The organism is Paenibacillus terrae, from assembly GCF_000943545.1.
Classification (GTDB): Bacteria; Bacillota; Bacilli; order Paenibacillales; family Paenibacillaceae; genus Paenibacillus; species Paenibacillus terrae_A.
In genome coordinates this window covers 19285-37208 of sequence record NZ_JTHP01000009.1, presented here as the reverse complement: position 1 = coordinate 37208, position 17924 = coordinate 19285, and the positions used below count along the sequence as shown (strand labels likewise).

Here is a 17924-nt window from a genome sequence, read left to right as displayed (position 1 = left end):
GTTATCATATCCCTGATCCTACCATAATAGTGGTAAATAACGATGAATTTGGTGGTTACAATTTTGTAAGAAAACGGATAAAGATCATAAAAAAAACTCCTCTTAGCACAATGGCCGAGAGAAGCTTTAATGAATTGTTACGTAGTACTTTATTATGGCTGTTTAACTGCATTGGGATCGGATGCTGTAGCATCCTTTTTCTTAGGCACTCCGTCCAAACCATACACCTCATCATAGGCGTCAAAGATTTTGCGTGCCACAGGTCCAGCGCTCGTCGCGCCAAAACCTCCTTCGGGAATAATGACCGCTACGGCCAGCTTCGGATTCTTTCGTGGTGCAAATGCAATAAATACCCCGTTATCCTTCAGTGTTCCGCCTACGCTTTGCTGAGATGTACCCGTTTTGCGGGCAAAGTCATACGGGAAACCCTTAAATGCGCTGACATCTGTAGCCATCCCGCGTATGACTTCATTCCAGTAAGCATCCGGGAATTTCACTTCATTCAGCACCTTCGGTTTAATCGTTTGAACTACATTGCCGTTAGTATCTTTAATTTGGCTAACCAAATGAGGCTCCATCCGTTTGCCCTTGGTCGCCAGCACTGTCGTATATTGTGCAAGCTGGAGCGTTGTATATTTACCCTGTTGACCAAAAGAAGCATACGCCAACTTGGACAGTGACGACTCCTTATCATTATGCGCATACTCTCTTCGTCCTGCCCATTCAGTTGGCAAATCTACCCCCGTAGACACACCTAGTCCAAACTCCTTCATATAACGGTCCCATACATTCACACCTTGATCTTCCTTGGCATTATTAATGTATTTGTTGTACAGTCTTTTGCCTACCATGTCGACCATGAATGCATTCGAAGAATGTCGAATGGCAGATGCCGGGTCCAGTCCGCCATACACATGACCCGAAGAGTTACGTACCCGAGACGAATTGTTACGTCCAAAATAAGCAGCACCCGTATCCTGATAATAGGACGATGTACTGAATAGACCTTCCTCTAAGCCCACCAACACAGATAGCGGTTTAATAGTGGAACCGAGCAGTACAACCGACTCTGGATGTTGACCCGATTGACCGGAGCCGAAGGAGCGAATAGTACCATTCAAATATACATTTTGAATTTTCTTGTAGTTATCTGATGATATATTTCCAGTTTGCCAATAGTTCGCATCATAATCCGGCATACTGGCCATCGCCACTACATTCCCTGTATCCACTTCCATGGCTACAGCAAAGCCTGTCTTGGCATAAGGATGAGTCTTGCCAGATACAGCATGGGAATGCAACCATCTTAATTGATCCATAATGGCGTTTTCTGTTTTAACCTGAATCTCTTTGTTAATGGTGGAATAAATGTTGTTTCCCTTTTGCGGAGGAGTAACGGAATCTACACCCTCCGGCATATTACGCGGATCAATCGGGACCGTTTTGTAGCCATTTTTCCCTCGTAACTGCTCCTGATATTGAAATTCCAATCCATCAAAGCCAACAGATTCGTTATCCATATAGATGAGTCCCGGATCATTTTCCGCTGACATGGATTTTTGAATGTCTTTATATTTATCCAGGTTTTCACGCGCACTTTTGTAGCTTTTAATGTAACCCACTGTTTGGACAGCCACCGTATCAGGATCATAATGTCGTACGGTTTCCTCCACAACATCTACCCCTGGAAACTCACTCTTATGCTGCATGAAATAGGCAACTTCATCTTTATTAAGATTGGTTTTAATCAGGCGGGGCGTAAAACCGCTAAACCGTTGATAGTTCCGGTCCATAGCGTCCATAATTTGCGCTGCCGTCATTTTCGGCTCGTTTTTATCGCCATATTCGGCAAATCGATTCGCCAGCTTTTGCGTCATTTTCTCCAGCTCAGGCAACAGCTTTTTATCATTATCACGCAATTTTTCCATACTATCACTGTAGTTCTTGGAAAGCGTAATATACAGCGATTGTACAGGTGTAGAATATGCCAGCCTGTTTTGCCCGGTTGAATCGTAAATCGTTCCGCGAATCGGCGTAAGCGGTACATTTTTGGTAACATTACTGGCCTCCTGCTGCTTAAGCTGAGGGCCTTCCACAAATTGAAGTATCGCCAGTCTTACGATAATGACCGTAAATATAATGAACGAGCTGAAAAAGAACAGATTGATCCGGAAGCTGAATCTTTTTCGGTCGGACGTCTCGTTGTCTTTTCCTTGCTCGTTGTCCATCTTTCTCATGTGCCCTTTTCCACTCCTTTTTAAATCACTTTATCCTTGATATGTGTTTGGGCAAAACCAGGCGGATTAAACCAGTCTCCACTCTGTGCCCAGGTCGGGTCTAACGGTACCCACTGATGCTGCCCACTCAAGTACACTTCATTCCAGGCATGTGAACCGTAGCCTCCCTGTCCGTTGTAGCCAAGCCCGGTTACCACCTTCACCTGAAGCCCTTGAGAGCGAGCCATCACCGCATACAGACGGGCATAGTCAATACAGACACCCTTGCGTGTATCAAATGTATCTCTCGGGGTCTGCTCATGCCAGTCACCACGCTGCTCATAGGCCTCTACTTTGCCGTAATCATAGCTAATACGCGTGCCTACCCACTGATACAACGCTCTGGCTTTTTGCTCATCGCCGCTTACCCCCTCTGTAATCTTGGTCGCGGCCTGCTCAATATCGTTCGGAATATCCCGGTCAATCATTTCATATTTACGCTGCAAAATGCCGTTCAATTCCTTGGTGACGGCCTGCGTAAATACGGGCAGCTTATCCTTAATCAGCGTACCGGATAAAGGTTCAATGACCGATTGCGCTCCTTGTTTATAAATCGGTGAAGCTTGGACATAGCTGCTAAACCCGCTGTCCGGGTATAAACTTACACCTATAAATAGTAACGCTATGACCATCACAGCGCGTGCTCCACCGATAAGGGTACCAATCCCGGCCCCCGCCAGCCTGCTGAAAAAGCCCGATTTCTTTTCCTGCTCACGCAGAGAGGAATCCGATCTGCCACCCACTACCATCACATAAATCGCACGCAGCACAAATTGCGCAACAGCATAGCTGAGCATGAACAAGACGGCAAAACGCAACAGCGGAAAGCCTTCAAGCCCTGCTACAAGCGTATAATAAAATTGCTCAATTCCGCTCAGTCCCCGTTGCGGCAAATGCTCCATATAAGCGGCCAGCCATTGCTGCACCTTTGGTGAAAGCCACATAGCCAACCCTAATGAGCACAGAATTCCGGCAACAGTCAGTATGCCATCCACAATGAGACCGAATAGTGCACCTACAGATCTGGAAGCTCCCCGCCGCCAGCCCTGTATTAACGACAAAAGAACGATAGCGATCAACAACACCGTCACGCCATTCCAATGAAGGACAGGCTCCAGCCAGGATGGTTTCATCATGCTCCCCCTGTCTTTACGGCGACTGCGGCGACTGTTGTGTTACAGTCGAGCCTTTCGCACTTTCGATATATTTCTTGACGGTGTCGCTCATGCTCCACTCGCCCAGCGGCATGCCTTGAAACCATACCTTGACCTTATCGCCATCGAACGGGCCTTTTACCTCCAGGTTGGAGCTGGTTACCGAGAACGTACCGTCTCCGTTAGAGGTGTATTTCGCATCCCGTCCTTCCTTGATCATCATACTCAAGGCCTCGCTCTGAAACTTGTTAATCGCATCATCCTTCGCCTGGGTAACTACCTTGCCCACCTGATCAAAGGAAATACCGCTGTAAATTAGCAAGCCCACAACCACCACAATGACAAGCAGCCATTTAACAAGGGTTCTCACAATCTTCAATATGACAAGCAATAGGACAAGCCCAATTAATATATATAGCCAGTTATCCTGAACGATCTGCCAATTATGTTTTAAAAACTCTGTCCAGACACTCTTATCCATTTCACTACACTCCCGTTTTCAACTGCATCTTTCGAATTGTAAAATCGTCTCTGTAATTATACATGATTACATAACGCCCTGTCAGCTTAGCTCTTTTCCGCCCCTTGTCCGCACAAAAAGGGTCTATGTCCGTCCACTCCAGCGTACAACTTAGAATGAGCTCATGCCACATAGCAGCATAGAAAGTCTATCTAGGGAAAGGGGGTCATCCACTTGAAAACAGCCCTCTGGCTGTATCTGTTTTTGTTCATCGCTTTTTTTGATCTGCACGCACAATATCCTATTCTCACACCATTCGCCATCTCTCTGGGCGCAGCGCCCACCTTTATCGGCTGGATGTTGGGCATATACTCCCTGACTCATCTGCCTGGTAATTTAATGGCGGGGCCAAGGGTAGATAAACACGGCAGCCGCCGATATATTATGTTCAGTCTGACAGCTGCAGGGCTCATCCTGATTATTCAGGCATACATTCATACCCCGTGGGAGCTACTTTTTCTTCGTGCAATCAGCGGCTTTGTGCTGGCTTTTTTGTCCCCGGCTTGCATGACTATGCTCGCCCAGCTATCCGATCACCCGGTTACGCAGGGCAAATATATGTCGGGACATGGCGTAGTTCACACGCTAGCCTCTGTCCTGTCTCCAGCGGCAGGCGCGTTCATTGTAGCCAGCTTTGGCTTTAGCGAGACATTCCGTTCCCTCGGCATCATTCTCGTGATCACAGGACTCATGGCTTATTTTACATTGCCCAAAACGGCGCCCGCTCTCCAGGCTCAACGATCTGACGGACATACAGCACCCGCTCCACTAACCGGGGCACAACCGCTTCTACCCTTCAATTGGCGTTACCTACTTGTGCCTTTTGTTTTGGCGTGCGCACAAGGCATTTTATTTTACGAAATCCCGTTGCGCAATAACGGTACTGCGTCCATGATGTCCACAGGACTGCTCTTTTCCATTATCAGTCTGGGAGCGCTCTGTACACTCAGTCTGCTTTTTCTAAACAAGTATTCACCGATGATACGGCTGATTTGCGGCATCATACTGATGTCCCTGTGCTTCTATGCCCTCGCCACCTTGCCCGAGTCCGTGATTGGAATCGTACTCTTTATACTGGGAACAGCCAAAGGCATTACTTTTCCAGCACTGGCCTCACTCTTTATACGGCTTGGAGGTGCACGGTTGGGCAAAACCTTTGCGATGCAATCCATTGCAACGTCTCTCGGCTCCTTTGCCGGACCGGTGCTGGCTGGCCAGCTCCCCGTTCATTTTTCACCTTTTTTTATCGCTTTTCTGATTTTGATGACCGGCCTGCTGTTCATTCCTATTCAACGGTTATTCCCGGCACCGCCGCTGTCTACTTCAGGGCCATATCATTCCTAGATCGTTTGAGATGCTCCCCCTGTAACGCCCAAAGCACCTTACAAAAAGGCGAATGCACAGTACCTAAATCCCTTATCAACATAGACTGGTTTGACTGAACATTTATGTATGAAGGGAGGTGCATTCCGTGAGCCACTGTCATCCTGTAAGCCCTGTTTCTTGTGGTGGATTTGGGACTTCGACCGGCACCATTCTCGTTCTTTATATCCTGCTCGTCATTATTCTTCGTACTTGCTGGATTTAATGTCTGAATTGCCCTAACATGCCGCCCTTGTACCCATGCCTGCCACTTCTGGCAGGCTGTTTTGTTGCTTTTTTGCATGAGAACCCTGTTTGGAGCTACACTATACACATATTCTTTCATTTCCCGGGGAATTTCGAGCACAGGCTTTAAGCAGGGGGTGAGCAAGATGACGATTACCGTTATCGTTGAAGGGAAAAATGACCGTAGTAAACTTCGTCGTTTACTTGATCCCGAGGTTCATATCTTATGCACCTTCGGCACGCTAAACTCAGTAAAACTGGAGTCCCTCCGCAAGAAGGCCAAGCATGACGAAATATACTTATTTATGGACAATGACAGCTCAGGCAAAAAAATACGTGGTGTGCTTGCCGACTCTTTTCCAGATGCGCATCATATGTATACCCGCAAAGGATACGCAGGAGTAGAAGGCACACCAGATGAATATGTGATCGCCCAATTGGAAAAGGCAGGACTGGAAGAGTATATTTTATACCCGCCTGTTCTATAGTTATGAGAACCCTAGTCATGAAAACCATCCACAAAAAAAGCTGTCCGCCAGGCCGATTTATGCCTGATGGACAGCTAAATGTTACACATTTAAAAATATCTTGTCTTAGAACTTGTGAACCGTATCCACGATCATCAGCAGAAAGCTGAGTGTCAGATGGTTAATGGAAAAGAAAAATACTTTTTTAGCCCAGGAATCCGTCTCTTCTTCTTTAATGGTGAAACCTTTAAAGGCATAAAAGGCCCAGAGCACGGACAGCAATACGGAAACGATCATAAAAATCATGCCAGCATATCCATAAGCATACATCAGGATCGGTACCGGAATCAGCAACACGATATAAGGAATCATTTGAATTTTAGTACGGTGAATACCTTTCACGACAGGCAACAACGGAAATCCTGCTGCACGGTATTCTTCGACCCTGCGGATTGCAAGTGCCCAAAAATGAGGCGGCTGCCATAGGAACAAAAGGGCGAATAAGAGCCATGCGCCCATGTCAATACGACCCGAAGCGGCCACATAGCCGATCACAGGAGGCATTGCGCCCGAAATACCGCCAATGGATGTACTCCATGTGGATGAGCGTTTCAGCCAAAGCGTGTAAATACCGACGTATACGAACATGCCGAGTATACCGAGCAATCCTGCCTTGACTCCAGAGAAAAAGAACAGTACAGCCAGCCCGACAACGCCCAAAATAATAGCGTATGACAACACCGTTGTGGGAGTCAAACGCCCTGTTGGCAGTGAGCGATTGCGTGTACGCTCCATTTTCAAATCCAGTTCACGATCAAAATAGTTGTTAAAAACACAAGAAGACGCCATAACCAGCATTGTACCTAGCAACGTCAGAATCAGCTTTATATAGTCAACGTCCCATTGTGAGGCCAACCAAAAACCACCAAATGCCGCAACCAGATTAGTGCGGAGAATGCCTGGCTTGGTGACTGTTATAAAATCTTTCCATGTACCCGCCTTACCGGGTGGTTTGGATTTAACCGAATAGGTAGCCGTATCTGAAGTAGCCTTATAACTAATATTGTCCATAGTGAGTAACTCCCCCTTAGAGATATATGAATTCGGGAGTAAGTTGAACTCCGATATAAATTTTATCATATAGTTTCCGTAAAAAGTTTGACAGAAAACGCACAAAACGTTCACAATTTCGATAACGAATCGAGCTTGCTGATCGTTTACAGTAAATTGGGGTAGTAATAAGTACAGGATACAATACAAAAAGGAGCGACAGATATGGATACAGCCACACACTTTGTCATGGGGATCGGGTTGGCCGGGCTCGCCTACACCGATCCTGCCGTCGCCGCAGATCCTAAGCTGGCGGCAGTCATACTGCTGGCCACGGTCGTAGGGTCACAGGCACCAGACTTTGACACCTTGCTTCGATTAAAAAACAATGCAGCCTACATCCGCAATCATCGTGGACTGTCGCACTCCATCCCCTTCTGGTTGATATGGATCTTGTCCATAACGGGATTAATTGGCCTTATTTTCAGGGATGTACCTATCGAACATGTCGCCTTGTGGGTCACGATTGCTGTCTGCCTGCACGTGTTTGTAGATTTGTTCAATACGTACGGGACACAGGCATTTCGACCGTTTACGCCCAAATGGATATCATGGAATATTATTCACATCTTTGATCCCTTTATATTCGGCACCCATGTTGCTGCTATTCTACTGTGGGTCACTGGACTGGTTTCACCAGCTCCCTTATTTATTACGTTGTACATCATTACAGGCCTGTACTATATTTGGCGCACCTGGAGTCATTTCCGTACCAGAAATGCGGTAGGTGATATGGACACCGAGCGTCAGCCGGACGATATCTATTATATCATTCCCACGGTTTCATGGAACCGGTGGCATGTGGTAAAAGCTCATCAGAATGGAAGTTATGACATTGGTGGACTGAACGGAAAGCATCTTTTTTGGACAAAACATGCGGTTCCGTCCACACATCCGGCCGTAGAAGCATCCAAATCCTACCGTGATGTGCAGGCATTCCGCTATTTTTCTTCCTTTGCTGTTGCGGAGGTGGAAGAGCTGGAATGGGGCTACATTGTACGCTGGGCGGATGTTCGGTATCGGCATCGGAGGCAATATCCCTTCGTGGCCGTAGTCGCCATGGATAAGCAGTTTGGACTGATCAACAGCTATATCGGCTGGCTCAGCCATGAAAAGATGCAGAAACGCCTCTCCCTGCATACGAATTAAAAAAGCATATCAGCAAGCAACGCGAACGACAAAAGAACAGCAAGTCTCCCCTGACCCTGGAGCTTGCTGTTTTTTTGCCATTCACCGAAAAAACCATCCCTCCATAAAGAGCTGCATGAAAGCGCCCTCTTGACGAAGCGGACTTGTGTGATTCACAATGGTCATAAGCCATGCTCGCAAAAAATCCGGAGCATAATTGCTCCGGATTTTCTTCATCACAGTTGCTCATAATACAGCTTCCAAGATGGAGTGTTTATGTGTATTACTGCATACGGCCACTGCCCGACAAGGATTGCTCTGCTTGTTGGACCAGCTTTTTAGTGATGTATCCCCCGAGAGAGCCTGTTTCGCGGGAAACGACGTTACCGTAGTAACCATCCTGAGGGATTGTGATGCCGAGTTCTTGAGCGGCCTCATATTTTAATTGTTGTAAAGCGGCGTTGGCCTGCGGTACTTGCAGGTTGTTTGAACGACGTCTGCTCATATTTGAATCTCCTTTCAGTTCTTTGTGAGTGAGGTTCATTGCAAGCTTGCAAGATTATTATGGCTCGCTTACACCTGCTTATTCCTAAAATTCAACATTCGAACGCTGGAGGTTTTTTCCATGAGCAAAGGTCTATCACTGTGGTTCGCCGTTTCATCCATTGTCCTGCTGACGGCAGCCGCCATATCCATCAGTTATTCCGCTTGGCTTGCTATTTTACTGGGCCTTCTCTCTGTCGGCAACATCGGCTGGGGCTTTGTTATCAAGGCCAAACAACGTCGCTCCTGAGACATTCACATTCCTGTTAAACGCCTGATCGCGTTGGCCTGCGGTTTGTCTTAGCGCTTGCGGGGCAGAAACCCCATACGTTCTTTGACCGCAGCCAGCGTGATTTCAGCCGCTTCTTGCGCCCGCTCTGCGGATTGGGCCAAAATGCGTCCAATCTCACCGGATTCCCTGATGTCACGATAACGCTGTTGAATAGGCTCCAGGGTGGATACAACCGCCTCTGCCAGCTCTTTTTTGAACGTACCGTACATTTGACCTTCATAACGATTCTGTACTTCCTGAAGCGACAGGCCCGTACACTGGCTGTAAATTCCCATCAGATTGCTGATCTCCGGTTTGCTTGCCGGGTCATATTTAACCTCACTGCCGGAATCAGTGGTAGCGCGACTGATTTTCTTGCGAATGACTTTCGGTTCATCCAGCAGAGCAATATAGCTGCCCGCATTCGGATTGCTTTTGCTCATTTTTTTGGAGGCATCATCCAATGACATAATTCGTGCACCCACCTCAGGGATATACGGCTCGGGAACAGTGAAATAATCTCCATAACGATGATTGAAACGACCTGCCAAATCGCGCGTTAGCTCCAGATGCTGCTTCTGATCGTCACCTACAGGAACCAAATCCGCATTGTAAAGCAAAATATCAGCTGCCATCAGTGCTGGGTATACGAACAATCCCGCACCTACCGAGTCCTTACCCTCCGATTTGTCCTTGAACTGGGTCATGCGTTCCAGCTCGCCCATATTGGTCAGGGTTGTCATCAACCATCCCAGCTCCGCATGCTGAGGTACATGGGACTGTAAAAAGACGTTGGATTGCTCGGGGTTAATACCTGCTGCAATAAATAATGCCGCCACGGCCTCCGACTGTTCACGCAATTGAGCAGGTTCCTGCGGCACCGTAATGGCATGAAGGTCTACGACCATAAAGTAACAACGATGATCCTCTTGCAACTTGACAAAGTTTTTCATTGCACCGATATAATTGCCCAAAGTAAGCTGTCCGCTGGGCTGAATACCTGAAAGTACAGTTTTCATATTCATCATTCCTCCTGAATTTATTGAAACAATTGAACGCAAAAAGGCCCCGCATCCTCAAGGGACGCGAGACCGTGGTACCACCCTTATTCATTGCCTTCAGCCTGTTACTTGTCGGAGTCATGCCCCGTGGCTGCTTGCAATCTTATAGCTCCGTTAACGGGGAGCAATCGGCCGTCATACTGAGGAAGAATGCTTCCTGTTCTGTACGGCACTCCAAGGTCCATTCAGCAGTGCAGGCTCACCGGTTCGCATCTACCACCGGCTTTCTGAAGAGCGTATGCGAAGGCTTACTTGTCCTCATCATCGCGTTATCCATGTCATTACATCGTAAACTACATTTATGATAATTCCGCATCCTGTAATTGTCAAATGACGATTGTACCCTGCGAGCAAAAATCTGTTATCATAATGACACGAAGCTTCAACCGATTATAGTGGACAAAGGAGCATGGATATGAAACAAGTGACCAAAGAACATTGGAATGGTTACGACACGTATGTTTTACATAGCCCTGAGCTGGAAGTTACGATGATCCCCCGTCTCGGGAATAATATTATCTCGGTGCGTGATCTGAAGCTGGATCGGGATATCGTACGGCGTCCTGGCGAGGAAGAACTGGCCTTTTATTTGCAAAAGCCGTATCATTTTGGCTTGCCGATTCTGATCCCTCCCGGCCGAATCCGCAAAGGACAATTCGAGTTTGACGGTGTTCCCTATCAGTTTGATCGGAATACGGCCAACGACAATCATATACATGGGCTGCATCGTAATCAATCCTGGCGTTGCAGTGATATTGAAGAAGATGAGGAAGGTTGCAGCGTGACCACCGAGCTGTTGACGGAAAGTGATCCGCACTGGATCGAGCAGTTTCCTATTCCTCTGCGTCTGGAGATGACTTACCGCTTGCAGGGACCCGTATTGAGTCAAACGCTGCGTGTAACAAATCTGGGTGACAAAGCAGCCCCGTTCGGCTTGGGATACCACACCTGGTTTATGGTGGACGGAGAGCCTGAGCGCTGGCGCCTGGAGCTGCCTGTGAATGGCATATATGAGCAGGACGCTGAACAGCTCCCAACAGGTACAATCACCCCTTTGAATGACTTGGAGCCGCTATCTACGGGACTTTCCCTGAAAGGAACGAATCTGGATACGCTGCTGCGAGCATCGGAAGGACCTGCTGAGGCCCTATTGACCCGTGATGACGGTTATCAGATACGCTACACGGCGGATGAACAATACTTTAAGTATTGGGTGTTGTATACCAAGGGTGAATGCGATCAGTATCTTTGCATCGAGCCTTATACCTGGCTGTCTGATGCACCCAATTTACACGATCCTGTGGGGACAGGCGGACTGATTCGTCTGGAGCCTCAGCAATCCATTAACCTGAAAACTCAGATTCATATGATATATCCGTAATTTCCCTCTATTCATTTTCCTTCCTTCGGCGCATATTTTCATAACTCTGTCGCATAATAACCTCATCACAGCCGAAGGAGGTGACTACACATGGCTAATGGAGCTAATCAAGGCAGAGGACGCCGCAGTAACAACCTGGTCGTACCTCAGGCCACCAACGCACTGCAACAATTGAAATATGAAGCAGCACAAGAACTCGGCATCACCATTCCGGCAGACGGTTATTATGGTGACATGCCATCCCGTGAGGCTGGTTCTCTGGGAGGTTATATCACTAAACGCTTGGTACAGCTGGCCGAACAGCAATTATCAGGACGTTCAGGTCAATAAGCGTCATTATTCCACATGTTGCATTCCGTTCATCGCATTTAACCAAAATGCGGTAGGGCGGGCATATAACAAAGGCGGTCTTCCCCAGGAAGGCCGCCCTTTCTTTACCCTTTTCTATGGATGATTATTCCGATTTAGCCGCTCGGTATGTAGGCTTGTTATAACGGATCATGAGATTCGCCATGTTATAGTTCGATTCCAGCGTAGCATCCACCAGAATGGTTCCCTGTCTGACAGCAAAATCGAAAGCAATTTCGCCATGAGTCCAACTCCGCTTGTGATTTAGCGTATCCAGCGCCATACGACGGAAGTCCGCCCGATGATCTACAGACAGTCCCGGCTCCACCGCTCCAAATGTACCTCCTTTGCCTGCAATCGGATTATGACGGATACCAAATTTCCCAACCACGTTGTTACGTATTTGTACAAATACAGTTCCTGACGACAAACCCGCCAGTTCATCATCCAGTTCTTTAAAAACGATATCCATCTGCCTTGCTAACGACAATTGACCTACTTCATCCATTATAAAAATCCCCCTATATACCTGTTTCAAAACCATTAATAGGTCTTATGACTCAATTATATGCGAAGCTTTTTAACGTTACAATCATAAACAACATAAATGGGCATTTATAACTAATTTCTAAGTATATCCATCAATTTAAATTTCGCCAACAGGTAATACCAACGCTTATTCGACACATTACGACTTTATTCCTCATTTTCTGCAAGAATCGCAAAAAAGGCCCCCCCTCGTGAGAGACCTGATTTGAAGTACATCCGTTATTCCGTCATTTGCAAAAATTGCTCAATATCCTGAACTGTGACTTGCGCGGCATTACGCCAGAAGTCAGCCTGTGTTAAATCGGTCCCCAAATGCTTGGAGGCCAATTCTTCCACGGTCATGCGACCCGTATCACGCAGCAAGGCATCATATTGATCGGCAAAGCCATCTGAATTTTTCTTCGCAAAGGCGTAAATCCCGGCACTGAACATGTATCCAAATGTATATGGGAAGTTGTAGAATGGAGTGTTCGTAATATAGAAATGCAGCTTGGAGGCCCAAAAATGAGGGTGAGCCTCATCCAAAACACCGCTGAACGCTTCACGCTGTGCTTGTTCCATCAATTCGCCCAGTTGCTGTGCTCCTACGACCCCTTTTTTCCGCAGCTCGTAAAAACGGGTTTCAAACAGGAAGCGGGCATGGATATTCATGAAAAAGGCTACGCCGCGCTGAATTTTATCCTCCAGCAATGCTACCTTCTCCTGACCCTCGGCAGCCTCCAGCAAAGCATCCGATACAATCAGTTCTGCCAACGTCGAAGCCGTCTCGGCTACGTTCATCGCATAATTTTGATTCAATGGATGCAATTCATTCATCACATGCTGATGATAACCGTGTCCAAGCTCATGGGCCAGTGTCGAAACGTTGGAAGGCGATCCGGCGTAGGTCATGAAAATACGGGTCTCTTTACTAAGACGAAGGGAAGTACAGAATCCACCAGGACGTTTGCCCGGACGATCTTCTGCTTCAATCCAGCTTTTCTCAAAAGCCATTTGAGCAAAATCAGCCATTCTTGGACTGAATTTACCGAATTGCTCAACAATCGTTACGGCTGCATCGTCGTATGGGATTTTAGTAGTAGACGTTCCCAGTGGGGCCTCAACGTCATGCCAAGACAGTTTCTCCAAGCCCAGCAGCTTCGCCTTCCGCTCCAGATATTTAACCAGTACAGGCTTCGTTTCATTAATGACCTGCCACATTGTATCCAGCGTCTGTGCCGACATGCGGCTGATTTCCAGCGGCTCCTTGAGCACGTCAGTCCAGCCCCGATTTTCATACAGCTTGAGGCGGAAGCCTGCCAGATGATTAAGCGTATCCGCACAATAGTCCTCAACCTTGGTCCATGCTTCTTCCCAACGTGTGAACACTTCTTGACGTACACTACGATCCGGTTCATCCAGCTTGTTGGCAGCCTGCCCTACAGACAGATTTACGATTTCTCCATTCTCTGGAACAGGGATCGTCATATTTTTGACAATCGTGTCATAAAAATCACCCCAACCGTGGTAGCCGTCCACAGCCAAATCCAATGCCAGACTTTCCAGCTCAGGTGCCATTTTCTCACGAGCCTCGTTCCGGTATTCATTCAGGACAAAAGAGATTGGCTTAATCGCTTCCCGTTCCATCCACTTCTGCCAAATGTCTTCACTCGTTTGTGCCAGCAAGTTCTGGAATGAAACCAAAGCACTTTTCCCCTGTGCATACAGCGTATTTATGCGTGCGCCCAGTTCAACAGCCTGCTTGTCATGTTGGTTCTGAGCAGTCAGACAGGAAACAAAAGAACCTGCTTGCGATGCTCCGTTAAACAGCTCTTGCATAGCACTCAGCACACTATCCAGACGCTCGGTATCCAATACCGTTTGCGGTACTTTGGCTGATTTAAGCTGGGACTGCAATTGTTGAACCTTGCTCTCCAGTTCCTCCAAAAATGCTTTAAATGAGGGAGAGGAAGACCCCCCACTAAATATGGATTCCAAATCCCATGTTTGCTTCAATGGTGTTTTCATAGCAGTTCCACCTTTCTTTTTGGCGAATCATGTGGTTTCATATACAATAAAGCTACATCGTGATGGTAAAATCACTACAATTGGGAGGAATACAGGATGAGACCTTTACAAATTTCGCCGGAAACGGCTGTGAAATTATCCGAAAAGCTCGGCATTCCGCTGGAACATCTCATGCATACACCCCAGCATATTCTGATGCAAAAGCTGGCCGAACTGGCCAAAGAAGAAACCGCTGACCCGAACGGCGGTGAATCGGACAAATCATGATTCCTTTTCACAAAACCTGGCCTTATGACATTGTCATGGGAGACGTTTATGTACAATATTGTCCGTTTTGCGACCATGAAAACGTCCTGCTACCCCTAAAGCCCAAAGAGCTTAAGCTCATACATGAAGGTATGAAAAAGCTACTTGTGTTTCCATGCTGCCATAGCAGGATTACTTTGGTGGATTGTGACAACGATTATCTGCTGTCAGATACCACCCTGCGCCATCATTAATTCATGAGGCAGTACTGAGAAAGGTAACCTTTTTTTATTAAACAAGGTGTGAACCATGAGCCTGATCCGGCCATAGTGCACACCTTTTTTATCAGGAGGAGCTTGCGTCCTGCATTTCCTCCGGCAGTTGAATATCCTTAGCCAGCATTTGTTCTCTCAATACAGCCCATTGTTCACGGGAAGCCCGGATCATAGCCGCATCCATAATTTTCGTGTCATTAATGACACGTGAAAACCAGCGAACCGCTTCGTTAAAGTTGCCTGTACGTCGATGCAATTCTCCAATCAGATAGAGAAGCTTGGCATTATTCGCCCCGACACCTTCCAGCTCATAGACTCGAATATAGGAGTCCAGACTAAACTTTAGAAACCGAAGCTCCTGCTCCTCGTTCCCCTGGTATCGGTACATCCACGCGATATGCTGTAACAGGCTGGCTATCACCCGTTCCTTTTCCCCGATGACCTGCGCACACAGTAAACCCAGCTTGTACGTTTCCAGCGCCTCTTCCCAGTTGCGATGTCCGCTATACTCACGGGATTGCCAGCGATTACCAATTTTGTTGTTAAACAGCTTGTTCTGCTGATCGCTTAACTGAACGGTAGAATGCTCAGTCGAGGTAAATCCGCAATGAGGACAAACCCGTACGACATAAAAATCGGGATTTTCATTCTTGTAATACGCGCAGAAGTCTGAATCCGTACGAATTGCCTTCTTTAGGCTCGGTCTGACACGAGATGTCTGAAATTCTTCTTCACAAAGCGGACAAGAGATTTTAATCTGATATAACGGTTCAAGTTCCAATGTTTTTACAACCCTCTCCAAAATTCGGCAATCCCCGCAAGTTTACGGGGTATTTACAAAATGATGCGCAGGACCGGACAATCGGTTAAGTATAAATGAACGAAGCGGCTCCTCAATGCCTGTATCCGTTAACGCACCCGCCATACAGGACAACCATGCCTCTGCTCGCTCCTCCGTTACGGGAAACTTCATATGTCTGGCACGTAACATCGGGTGACCATAGGCATCTGAAAACAGGGATGGTCCGCCAAAAAACTGGCTCAGGAACATATACTGTCTTTCCTTGACCGACTCTATGTCTTCAGGAAACAGCGGACTTAACAACGGATCTTTATAAACTCTCGGGTAGAAGGCCTCAATAATAGCACGAACACCTTCCGCACCCCCAAGATTGTCATAAATGCTCAGGCTAGGATTCACTTTTCCCCCAACTTTCTGTGCTATGGTAATAAATATACACCCGTATTATAACAAAAAACAAAAAATGACGCTAAGAATAAGCGTCATCTTATCATTTCACATATACAGACAGGCTCGCACGACTTACAAACAGGTCCGCCATTCAACAAACACAGCTAATAACTCCGCCAATCCTCTTCACCGGGATGGACGAGAGAGGCACGAATAACATACACAAAAGCACACACGAGTAGACCGGCAACGATACTCATCCTGATCACTCCATCCTTAAGGTTATGGATCGTTGTTTTTTTAATTTTAACATATTCTTTACAAAAATACAGCAATTCGCGCAAACGATTTCTTGACTTTTTGGTACTCTTTGTCCATCCTCGTCCATAGAAATAGTAGTAGAACTCCAAAGGAGGGGCCTCTATGCCGCTGTACCGCCGTTACTCACTCCCTTTGCTCATTCTTATGCTGCTATTCCTATTTATACTTATGGCGGCGCACCCGCAATCTTCTCTGAATGCCGGACTTCGTGGTCTAGCCATTTGGTGGGACGTGCTGTTTCCGTCTTTATTCCCGTTTTTCGTTATTTCCGAGCTGCTGCTCGGTTTTGGCATCGTTCATTTTATAGGTACACTGCTGGACCCACTCATGCAGCCTTTGTTTCGTGTACCCGGTTGCGGAGGCTTTGTCGCCGCTGTCAGTTGTGCATCCGGCTACCCGATTGGAGCCAAATTAACGGTCAAGCTGTGGGAGCAAAAATGGATCACCCGCATCGAAGGAGAACGGCTGGTCGCCTTTACAACTTCCTCTGATCCGATATTCCTGATCGGTGCCGTTTCCGTCGGCTTCTTCCATCAACCTGAAATTGCAGTCGTGCTGGGCGCTGCCCATTATGGTGGCGTGCTAATCATCGGCCTGCTCATGCGCTTTCACGGTTCCCGCTCGGGGGACGCTGATACTCACGGCAACCGTCCCCAGTCTGCTGCAACCGCAGCAGGCCACACCGGGCAGCCTACACCAACATCCCTCGCTGTCGCTCCAAATGCCAAATTAGATGCGTCTTCTGCGCAACGACGCGGACGACTGCGCCAAGCGTTATTTGCTATGCATACAGCACGCTTGGAAGATGGCCGTCCGTTTGGGGAGCTGCTCCGTCAAGCCATTGCTTCCTCCCTCCGTCTTATTATTGTCGTAGGAGGACTGGTTGTATTCTTCTGCGTCATTCTGGAAGCTTTGACGAACTCCGGTTTAATGAGCGGGCTTCGTCTGCTTACAGCAAGCTTGTTGTCCGCCTGTGGCCTTCCTCCTACGTTAACAGATTCCATTGTAGGTGGTATTTTCGAAGTCACTTTAGGGGCACAAGCCGCTGGTGAAGCCATAGGAGCGGCTTTGCCGTTCAAGGTAGCCGCAGCAGCCTTTGTCCTCTCCTGGGGCGGACTATCGGTTCATGCACAAGTCGCGAGTATTTTGAATACAACGAATCTCCGGTACCTACCTTTTTTGCTGGCTCGGGCTGCGCACGGCATCATCTCTGCTCTGCTGGCTCTCGTGCTATGGCGTCCGCTCATGGGCTGGGGAAGCTCGCCGGTCTTTTCTCCGATATACGTTATCATCTGGTCTCCCGGCTTCTCATCCACTGTGCTGTGGCAAAGCCTGCTATTCCTTACCTGCCTGCTGATAGCAATGCTCTGTCTCTCTTGGTTGAGTGCAGGCACAAGCCGCTTATTCGCACGTCTAAGGGGAGCGCCCAGGAAATGAACGATTGTGTTCTTGCTCATAATTGATTAT

20 protein-coding genes are annotated in these 17924 nt (G+C 47.5%); 10 read left to right on the top strand and 10 right to left on the bottom strand.

Translation table 11 applies throughout. The annotated features are described in order from the left end of the window. Positions 1 to 152: 152 nt before the first annotated feature. From QD47_RS06915 to QD47_RS06905, 3 genes are read right to left on the bottom strand one after another with little or no spacing between them, the layout of a single operon-like run. Positions 153 to 2237: a peptidoglycan D,D-transpeptidase FtsI family protein gene (locus QD47_RS06915; RefSeq protein ID WP_044645435.1), complete on the bottom strand. Its 2085-nt coding sequence runs from the start codon at positions 2235 to 2237 to the stop codon at positions 153 to 155. 20 nt (positions 2238 to 2257) lie between these two features. Next, positions 2258 to 3409 (bottom strand): transglutaminase domain-containing protein, encoded by a 1152-nt coding sequence (locus QD47_RS06910; RefSeq protein WP_044645434.1) that lies wholly within the window; start codon positions 3407 to 3409, stop codon positions 2258 to 2260. Between the two features lie 16 nt (positions 3410 to 3425). Further along, positions 3426 to 3911 carry a hypothetical protein gene (locus QD47_RS06905; RefSeq protein ID WP_044645433.1) on the bottom strand — a complete coding sequence of 162 codons (486 nt, stop codon included), beginning with the start codon at positions 3909 to 3911 and terminating at the stop codon, positions 3426 to 3428. Positions 3912 to 4124: 213 nt separating this feature from the next. On the opposite strand from QD47_RS06905, the gene QD47_RS06900 reads away from it, so the two are divergent. The 3 genes from QD47_RS06900 to QD47_RS06890 all read left to right on the top strand — a co-directional run bounded on the left by QD47_RS06900 (position 4125) and on the right by QD47_RS06890 (position 6046). Next, positions 4125 to 5294: an MFS transporter gene (locus tag QD47_RS06900; protein ID WP_044645432.1), complete on the top strand. Its 1170-nt coding sequence runs from the start codon at positions 4125 to 4127 to the stop codon at positions 5292 to 5294. Positions 5295 to 5421: 127 nt separating this feature from the next. After that, positions 5422 to 5538 carry a sporulation protein YjcZ gene (locus QD47_RS32980; protein WP_235332204.1) on the top strand — a complete coding sequence of 39 codons (117 nt, stop codon included), beginning with the start codon at positions 5422 to 5424 and terminating at the stop codon, positions 5536 to 5538. 166 nt (positions 5539 to 5704) lie between these two features. Beyond that, a complete protein-coding gene (locus QD47_RS06890) occupies positions 5705 to 6046 on the top strand; it encodes a toprim domain-containing protein (RefSeq protein ID WP_044645430.1) in 342 nt (113 codons plus the stop codon). A 105-nt stretch (positions 6047 to 6151) separates the two neighbouring features. Here QD47_RS06890 and cyoE read toward each other — a convergent pair whose 3' ends face one another. Further along, entirely contained in the window at positions 6152 to 7096 is a 945-nt protein-coding gene (gene cyoE, locus QD47_RS06885; protein ID WP_044645429.1) for a heme o synthase, read from the bottom strand. Between the two features lie 204 nt (positions 7097 to 7300). Here cyoE and QD47_RS06880 point away from each other — a divergent pair, with 204 nt between their 5' ends. Then, complete coding sequence (locus QD47_RS06880; protein ID WP_044645428.1) at positions 7301 to 8284, top strand: metal-dependent hydrolase; 984 nt, start codon at positions 7301 to 7303, stop codon at positions 8282 to 8284. Between the two features lie 262 nt (positions 8285 to 8546). Here QD47_RS06880 and QD47_RS06875 read toward each other — a convergent pair whose 3' ends face one another. Continuing rightward, positions 8547 to 8768 carry an alpha/beta-type small acid-soluble spore protein gene (locus QD47_RS06875; protein ID WP_025686385.1) on the bottom strand — a complete coding sequence of 74 codons (222 nt, stop codon included), beginning with the start codon at positions 8766 to 8768 and terminating at the stop codon, positions 8547 to 8549. 120 nt (positions 8769 to 8888) lie between these two features. Here QD47_RS06875 and QD47_RS32435 point away from each other — a divergent pair, with 120 nt between their 5' ends. Next, positions 8889 to 9056 carry a hypothetical protein gene (locus tag QD47_RS32435; RefSeq protein ID WP_014277888.1) on the top strand — a complete coding sequence of 56 codons (168 nt, stop codon included), beginning with the start codon at positions 8889 to 8891 and terminating at the stop codon, positions 9054 to 9056. Positions 9057 to 9106: 50 nt separating this feature from the next. Here the strand turns inward: QD47_RS32435 and trpS are convergent, their stop codons facing one another. Next, on the bottom strand, positions 9107 to 10096 hold the full coding sequence (gene trpS, locus QD47_RS06870; RefSeq protein ID WP_044645427.1) for a tryptophan--tRNA ligase: 990 nt from the start codon (positions 10094 to 10096) through the stop codon (positions 9107 to 9109). Between the two features lie 457 nt (positions 10097 to 10553). Here trpS and QD47_RS06865 point away from each other — a divergent pair, with 457 nt between their 5' ends. Both QD47_RS06865 and QD47_RS06860 read left to right on the top strand, forming a co-directional pair. Next, positions 10554 to 11519 carry an aldose 1-epimerase gene (locus tag QD47_RS06865; RefSeq protein WP_044645426.1) on the top strand — a complete coding sequence of 322 codons (966 nt, stop codon included), beginning with the start codon at positions 10554 to 10556 and terminating at the stop codon, positions 11517 to 11519. Positions 11520 to 11609: 90 nt separating this feature from the next. Next, the gene (locus QD47_RS06860) at positions 11610 to 11849 is read left to right on the top strand and encodes an alpha/beta-type small acid-soluble spore protein (RefSeq protein WP_044645425.1); all 240 of its coding nucleotides are present in this window, start codon (positions 11610 to 11612) and stop codon (positions 11847 to 11849) included. A gap of 124 nt (positions 11850 to 11973) precedes the next feature. On the opposite strand, the gene QD47_RS06855 is transcribed toward QD47_RS06860, so the two are convergent. Together QD47_RS06855 and QD47_RS06850 are read right to left on the bottom strand one after the other, a co-directional pair. Next, positions 11974 to 12375 (bottom strand): O-methyltransferase, encoded by a 402-nt coding sequence (locus QD47_RS06855; protein ID WP_044645424.1) that lies wholly within the window; start codon positions 12373 to 12375, stop codon positions 11974 to 11976. A 260-nt stretch (positions 12376 to 12635) separates the two neighbouring features. Continuing rightward, positions 12636 to 14423, bottom strand: coding sequence for a M3 family oligoendopeptidase (locus QD47_RS06850; RefSeq protein ID WP_044645423.1), 1788 nt, complete (start codon positions 14421 to 14423; stop codon positions 12636 to 12638). Between the two features lie 96 nt (positions 14424 to 14519). On the opposite strand from QD47_RS06850, the gene QD47_RS30550 reads away from it, so the two are divergent. Further along, positions 14520 to 14690: a YycC family protein gene (locus tag QD47_RS30550; RefSeq protein ID WP_014277894.1), complete on the top strand. Its 171-nt coding sequence runs from the start codon at positions 14520 to 14522 to the stop codon at positions 14688 to 14690. After that, positions 14687 to 14923: a hypothetical protein gene (locus QD47_RS32975; protein ID WP_082067120.1), complete on the top strand. Its 237-nt coding sequence runs from the start codon at positions 14687 to 14689 to the stop codon at positions 14921 to 14923. The genes QD47_RS30550 and QD47_RS32975 overlap by 4 nt, the downstream gene beginning before the upstream one ends. Positions 14924 to 15014: 91 nt before the next feature. On the opposite strand, the gene QD47_RS06845 is transcribed toward QD47_RS32975, so the two are convergent. Continuing rightward, the gene (locus QD47_RS06845) at positions 15015 to 15725 is read right to left on the bottom strand and encodes a DUF2225 domain-containing protein (protein WP_200893395.1); all 711 of its coding nucleotides are present in this window, start codon (positions 15723 to 15725) and stop codon (positions 15015 to 15017) included. Between the two features lie 42 nt (positions 15726 to 15767). After that, positions 15768 to 16145 carry a globin domain-containing protein gene (locus QD47_RS06840; protein WP_044645421.1) on the bottom strand — a complete coding sequence of 126 codons (378 nt, stop codon included), beginning with the start codon at positions 16143 to 16145 and terminating at the stop codon, positions 15768 to 15770. 414 nt (positions 16146 to 16559) lie between these two features. Here QD47_RS06840 and ylbJ point away from each other — a divergent pair, with 414 nt between their 5' ends. After that, on the top strand, positions 16560 to 17894 hold the full coding sequence (gene ylbJ / locus QD47_RS06830; protein ID WP_044645419.1) for a sporulation integral membrane protein YlbJ: 1335 nt from the start codon (positions 16560 to 16562) through the stop codon (positions 17892 to 17894). Positions 17895 to 17924: the final 30 nt, after the last annotated feature.

Bases quoted from the DNA above. Each gene is read 5' to 3' on its own strand.
- cyoE (WP_044645429.1), bottom strand. From the start codon at position 7,096: ATGGACAATATTAGTTATAAGGCTACTTCAGATACGGCTACCTATTCG.
- QD47_RS30550 (WP_014277894.1), top strand. From the start codon at position 14,520: ATGAGACCTTTACAAATTTCGCCGGAAACGGCTGTGAAATTATCCGAA.
- QD47_RS06875 (WP_025686385.1), bottom strand. From the start codon at position 8,768: ATGAGCAGACGTCGTTCAAACAACCTGCAAGTACCGCAGGCCAACGCC.
- QD47_RS06915 (WP_044645435.1), bottom strand. From the start codon at position 2,237: ATGAGAAAGATGGACAACGAGCAAGGAAAAGACAACGAGACGTCCGAC.
- QD47_RS06890 (WP_044645430.1), top strand. From the start codon at position 5,705: ATGACGATTACCGTTATCGTTGAAGGGAAAAATGACCGTAGTAAACTT.
- QD47_RS06905 (WP_044645433.1), bottom strand. From the start codon at position 3,911: ATGGATAAGAGTGTCTGGACAGAGTTTTTAAAACATAATTGGCAGATC.
- trpS (WP_044645427.1), bottom strand. From the start codon at position 10,096: ATGAAAACTGTACTTTCAGGTATTCAGCCCAGCGGACAGCTTACTTTG.
- QD47_RS06865 (WP_044645426.1), top strand. From the start codon at position 10,554: ATGAAACAAGTGACCAAAGAACATTGGAATGGTTACGACACGTATGTT.
- QD47_RS32975 (WP_082067120.1), top strand. From the start codon at position 14,687: ATGATTCCTTTTCACAAAACCTGGCCTTATGACATTGTCATGGGAGAC.
- QD47_RS06855 (WP_044645424.1), bottom strand. From the start codon at position 12,375: ATGGATGAAGTAGGTCAATTGTCGTTAGCAAGGCAGATGGATATCGTT.
- QD47_RS06850 (WP_044645423.1), bottom strand. From the start codon at position 14,423: ATGAAAACACCATTGAAGCAAACATGGGATTTGGAATCCATATTTAGT.
- QD47_RS32435 (WP_014277888.1), top strand. From the start codon at position 8,889: ATGAGCAAAGGTCTATCACTGTGGTTCGCCGTTTCATCCATTGTCCTG.
- QD47_RS06910 (WP_044645434.1), bottom strand. From the start codon at position 3,409: ATGAAACCATCCTGGCTGGAGCCTGTCCTTCATTGGAATGGCGTGACG.
- ylbJ (WP_044645419.1), top strand. From the start codon at position 16,560: ATGCCGCTGTACCGCCGTTACTCACTCCCTTTGCTCATTCTTATGCTG.
- QD47_RS06860 (WP_044645425.1), top strand. From the start codon at position 11,610: ATGGCTAATGGAGCTAATCAAGGCAGAGGACGCCGCAGTAACAACCTG.
- QD47_RS06880 (WP_044645428.1), top strand. From the start codon at position 7,301: ATGGATACAGCCACACACTTTGTCATGGGGATCGGGTTGGCCGGGCTC.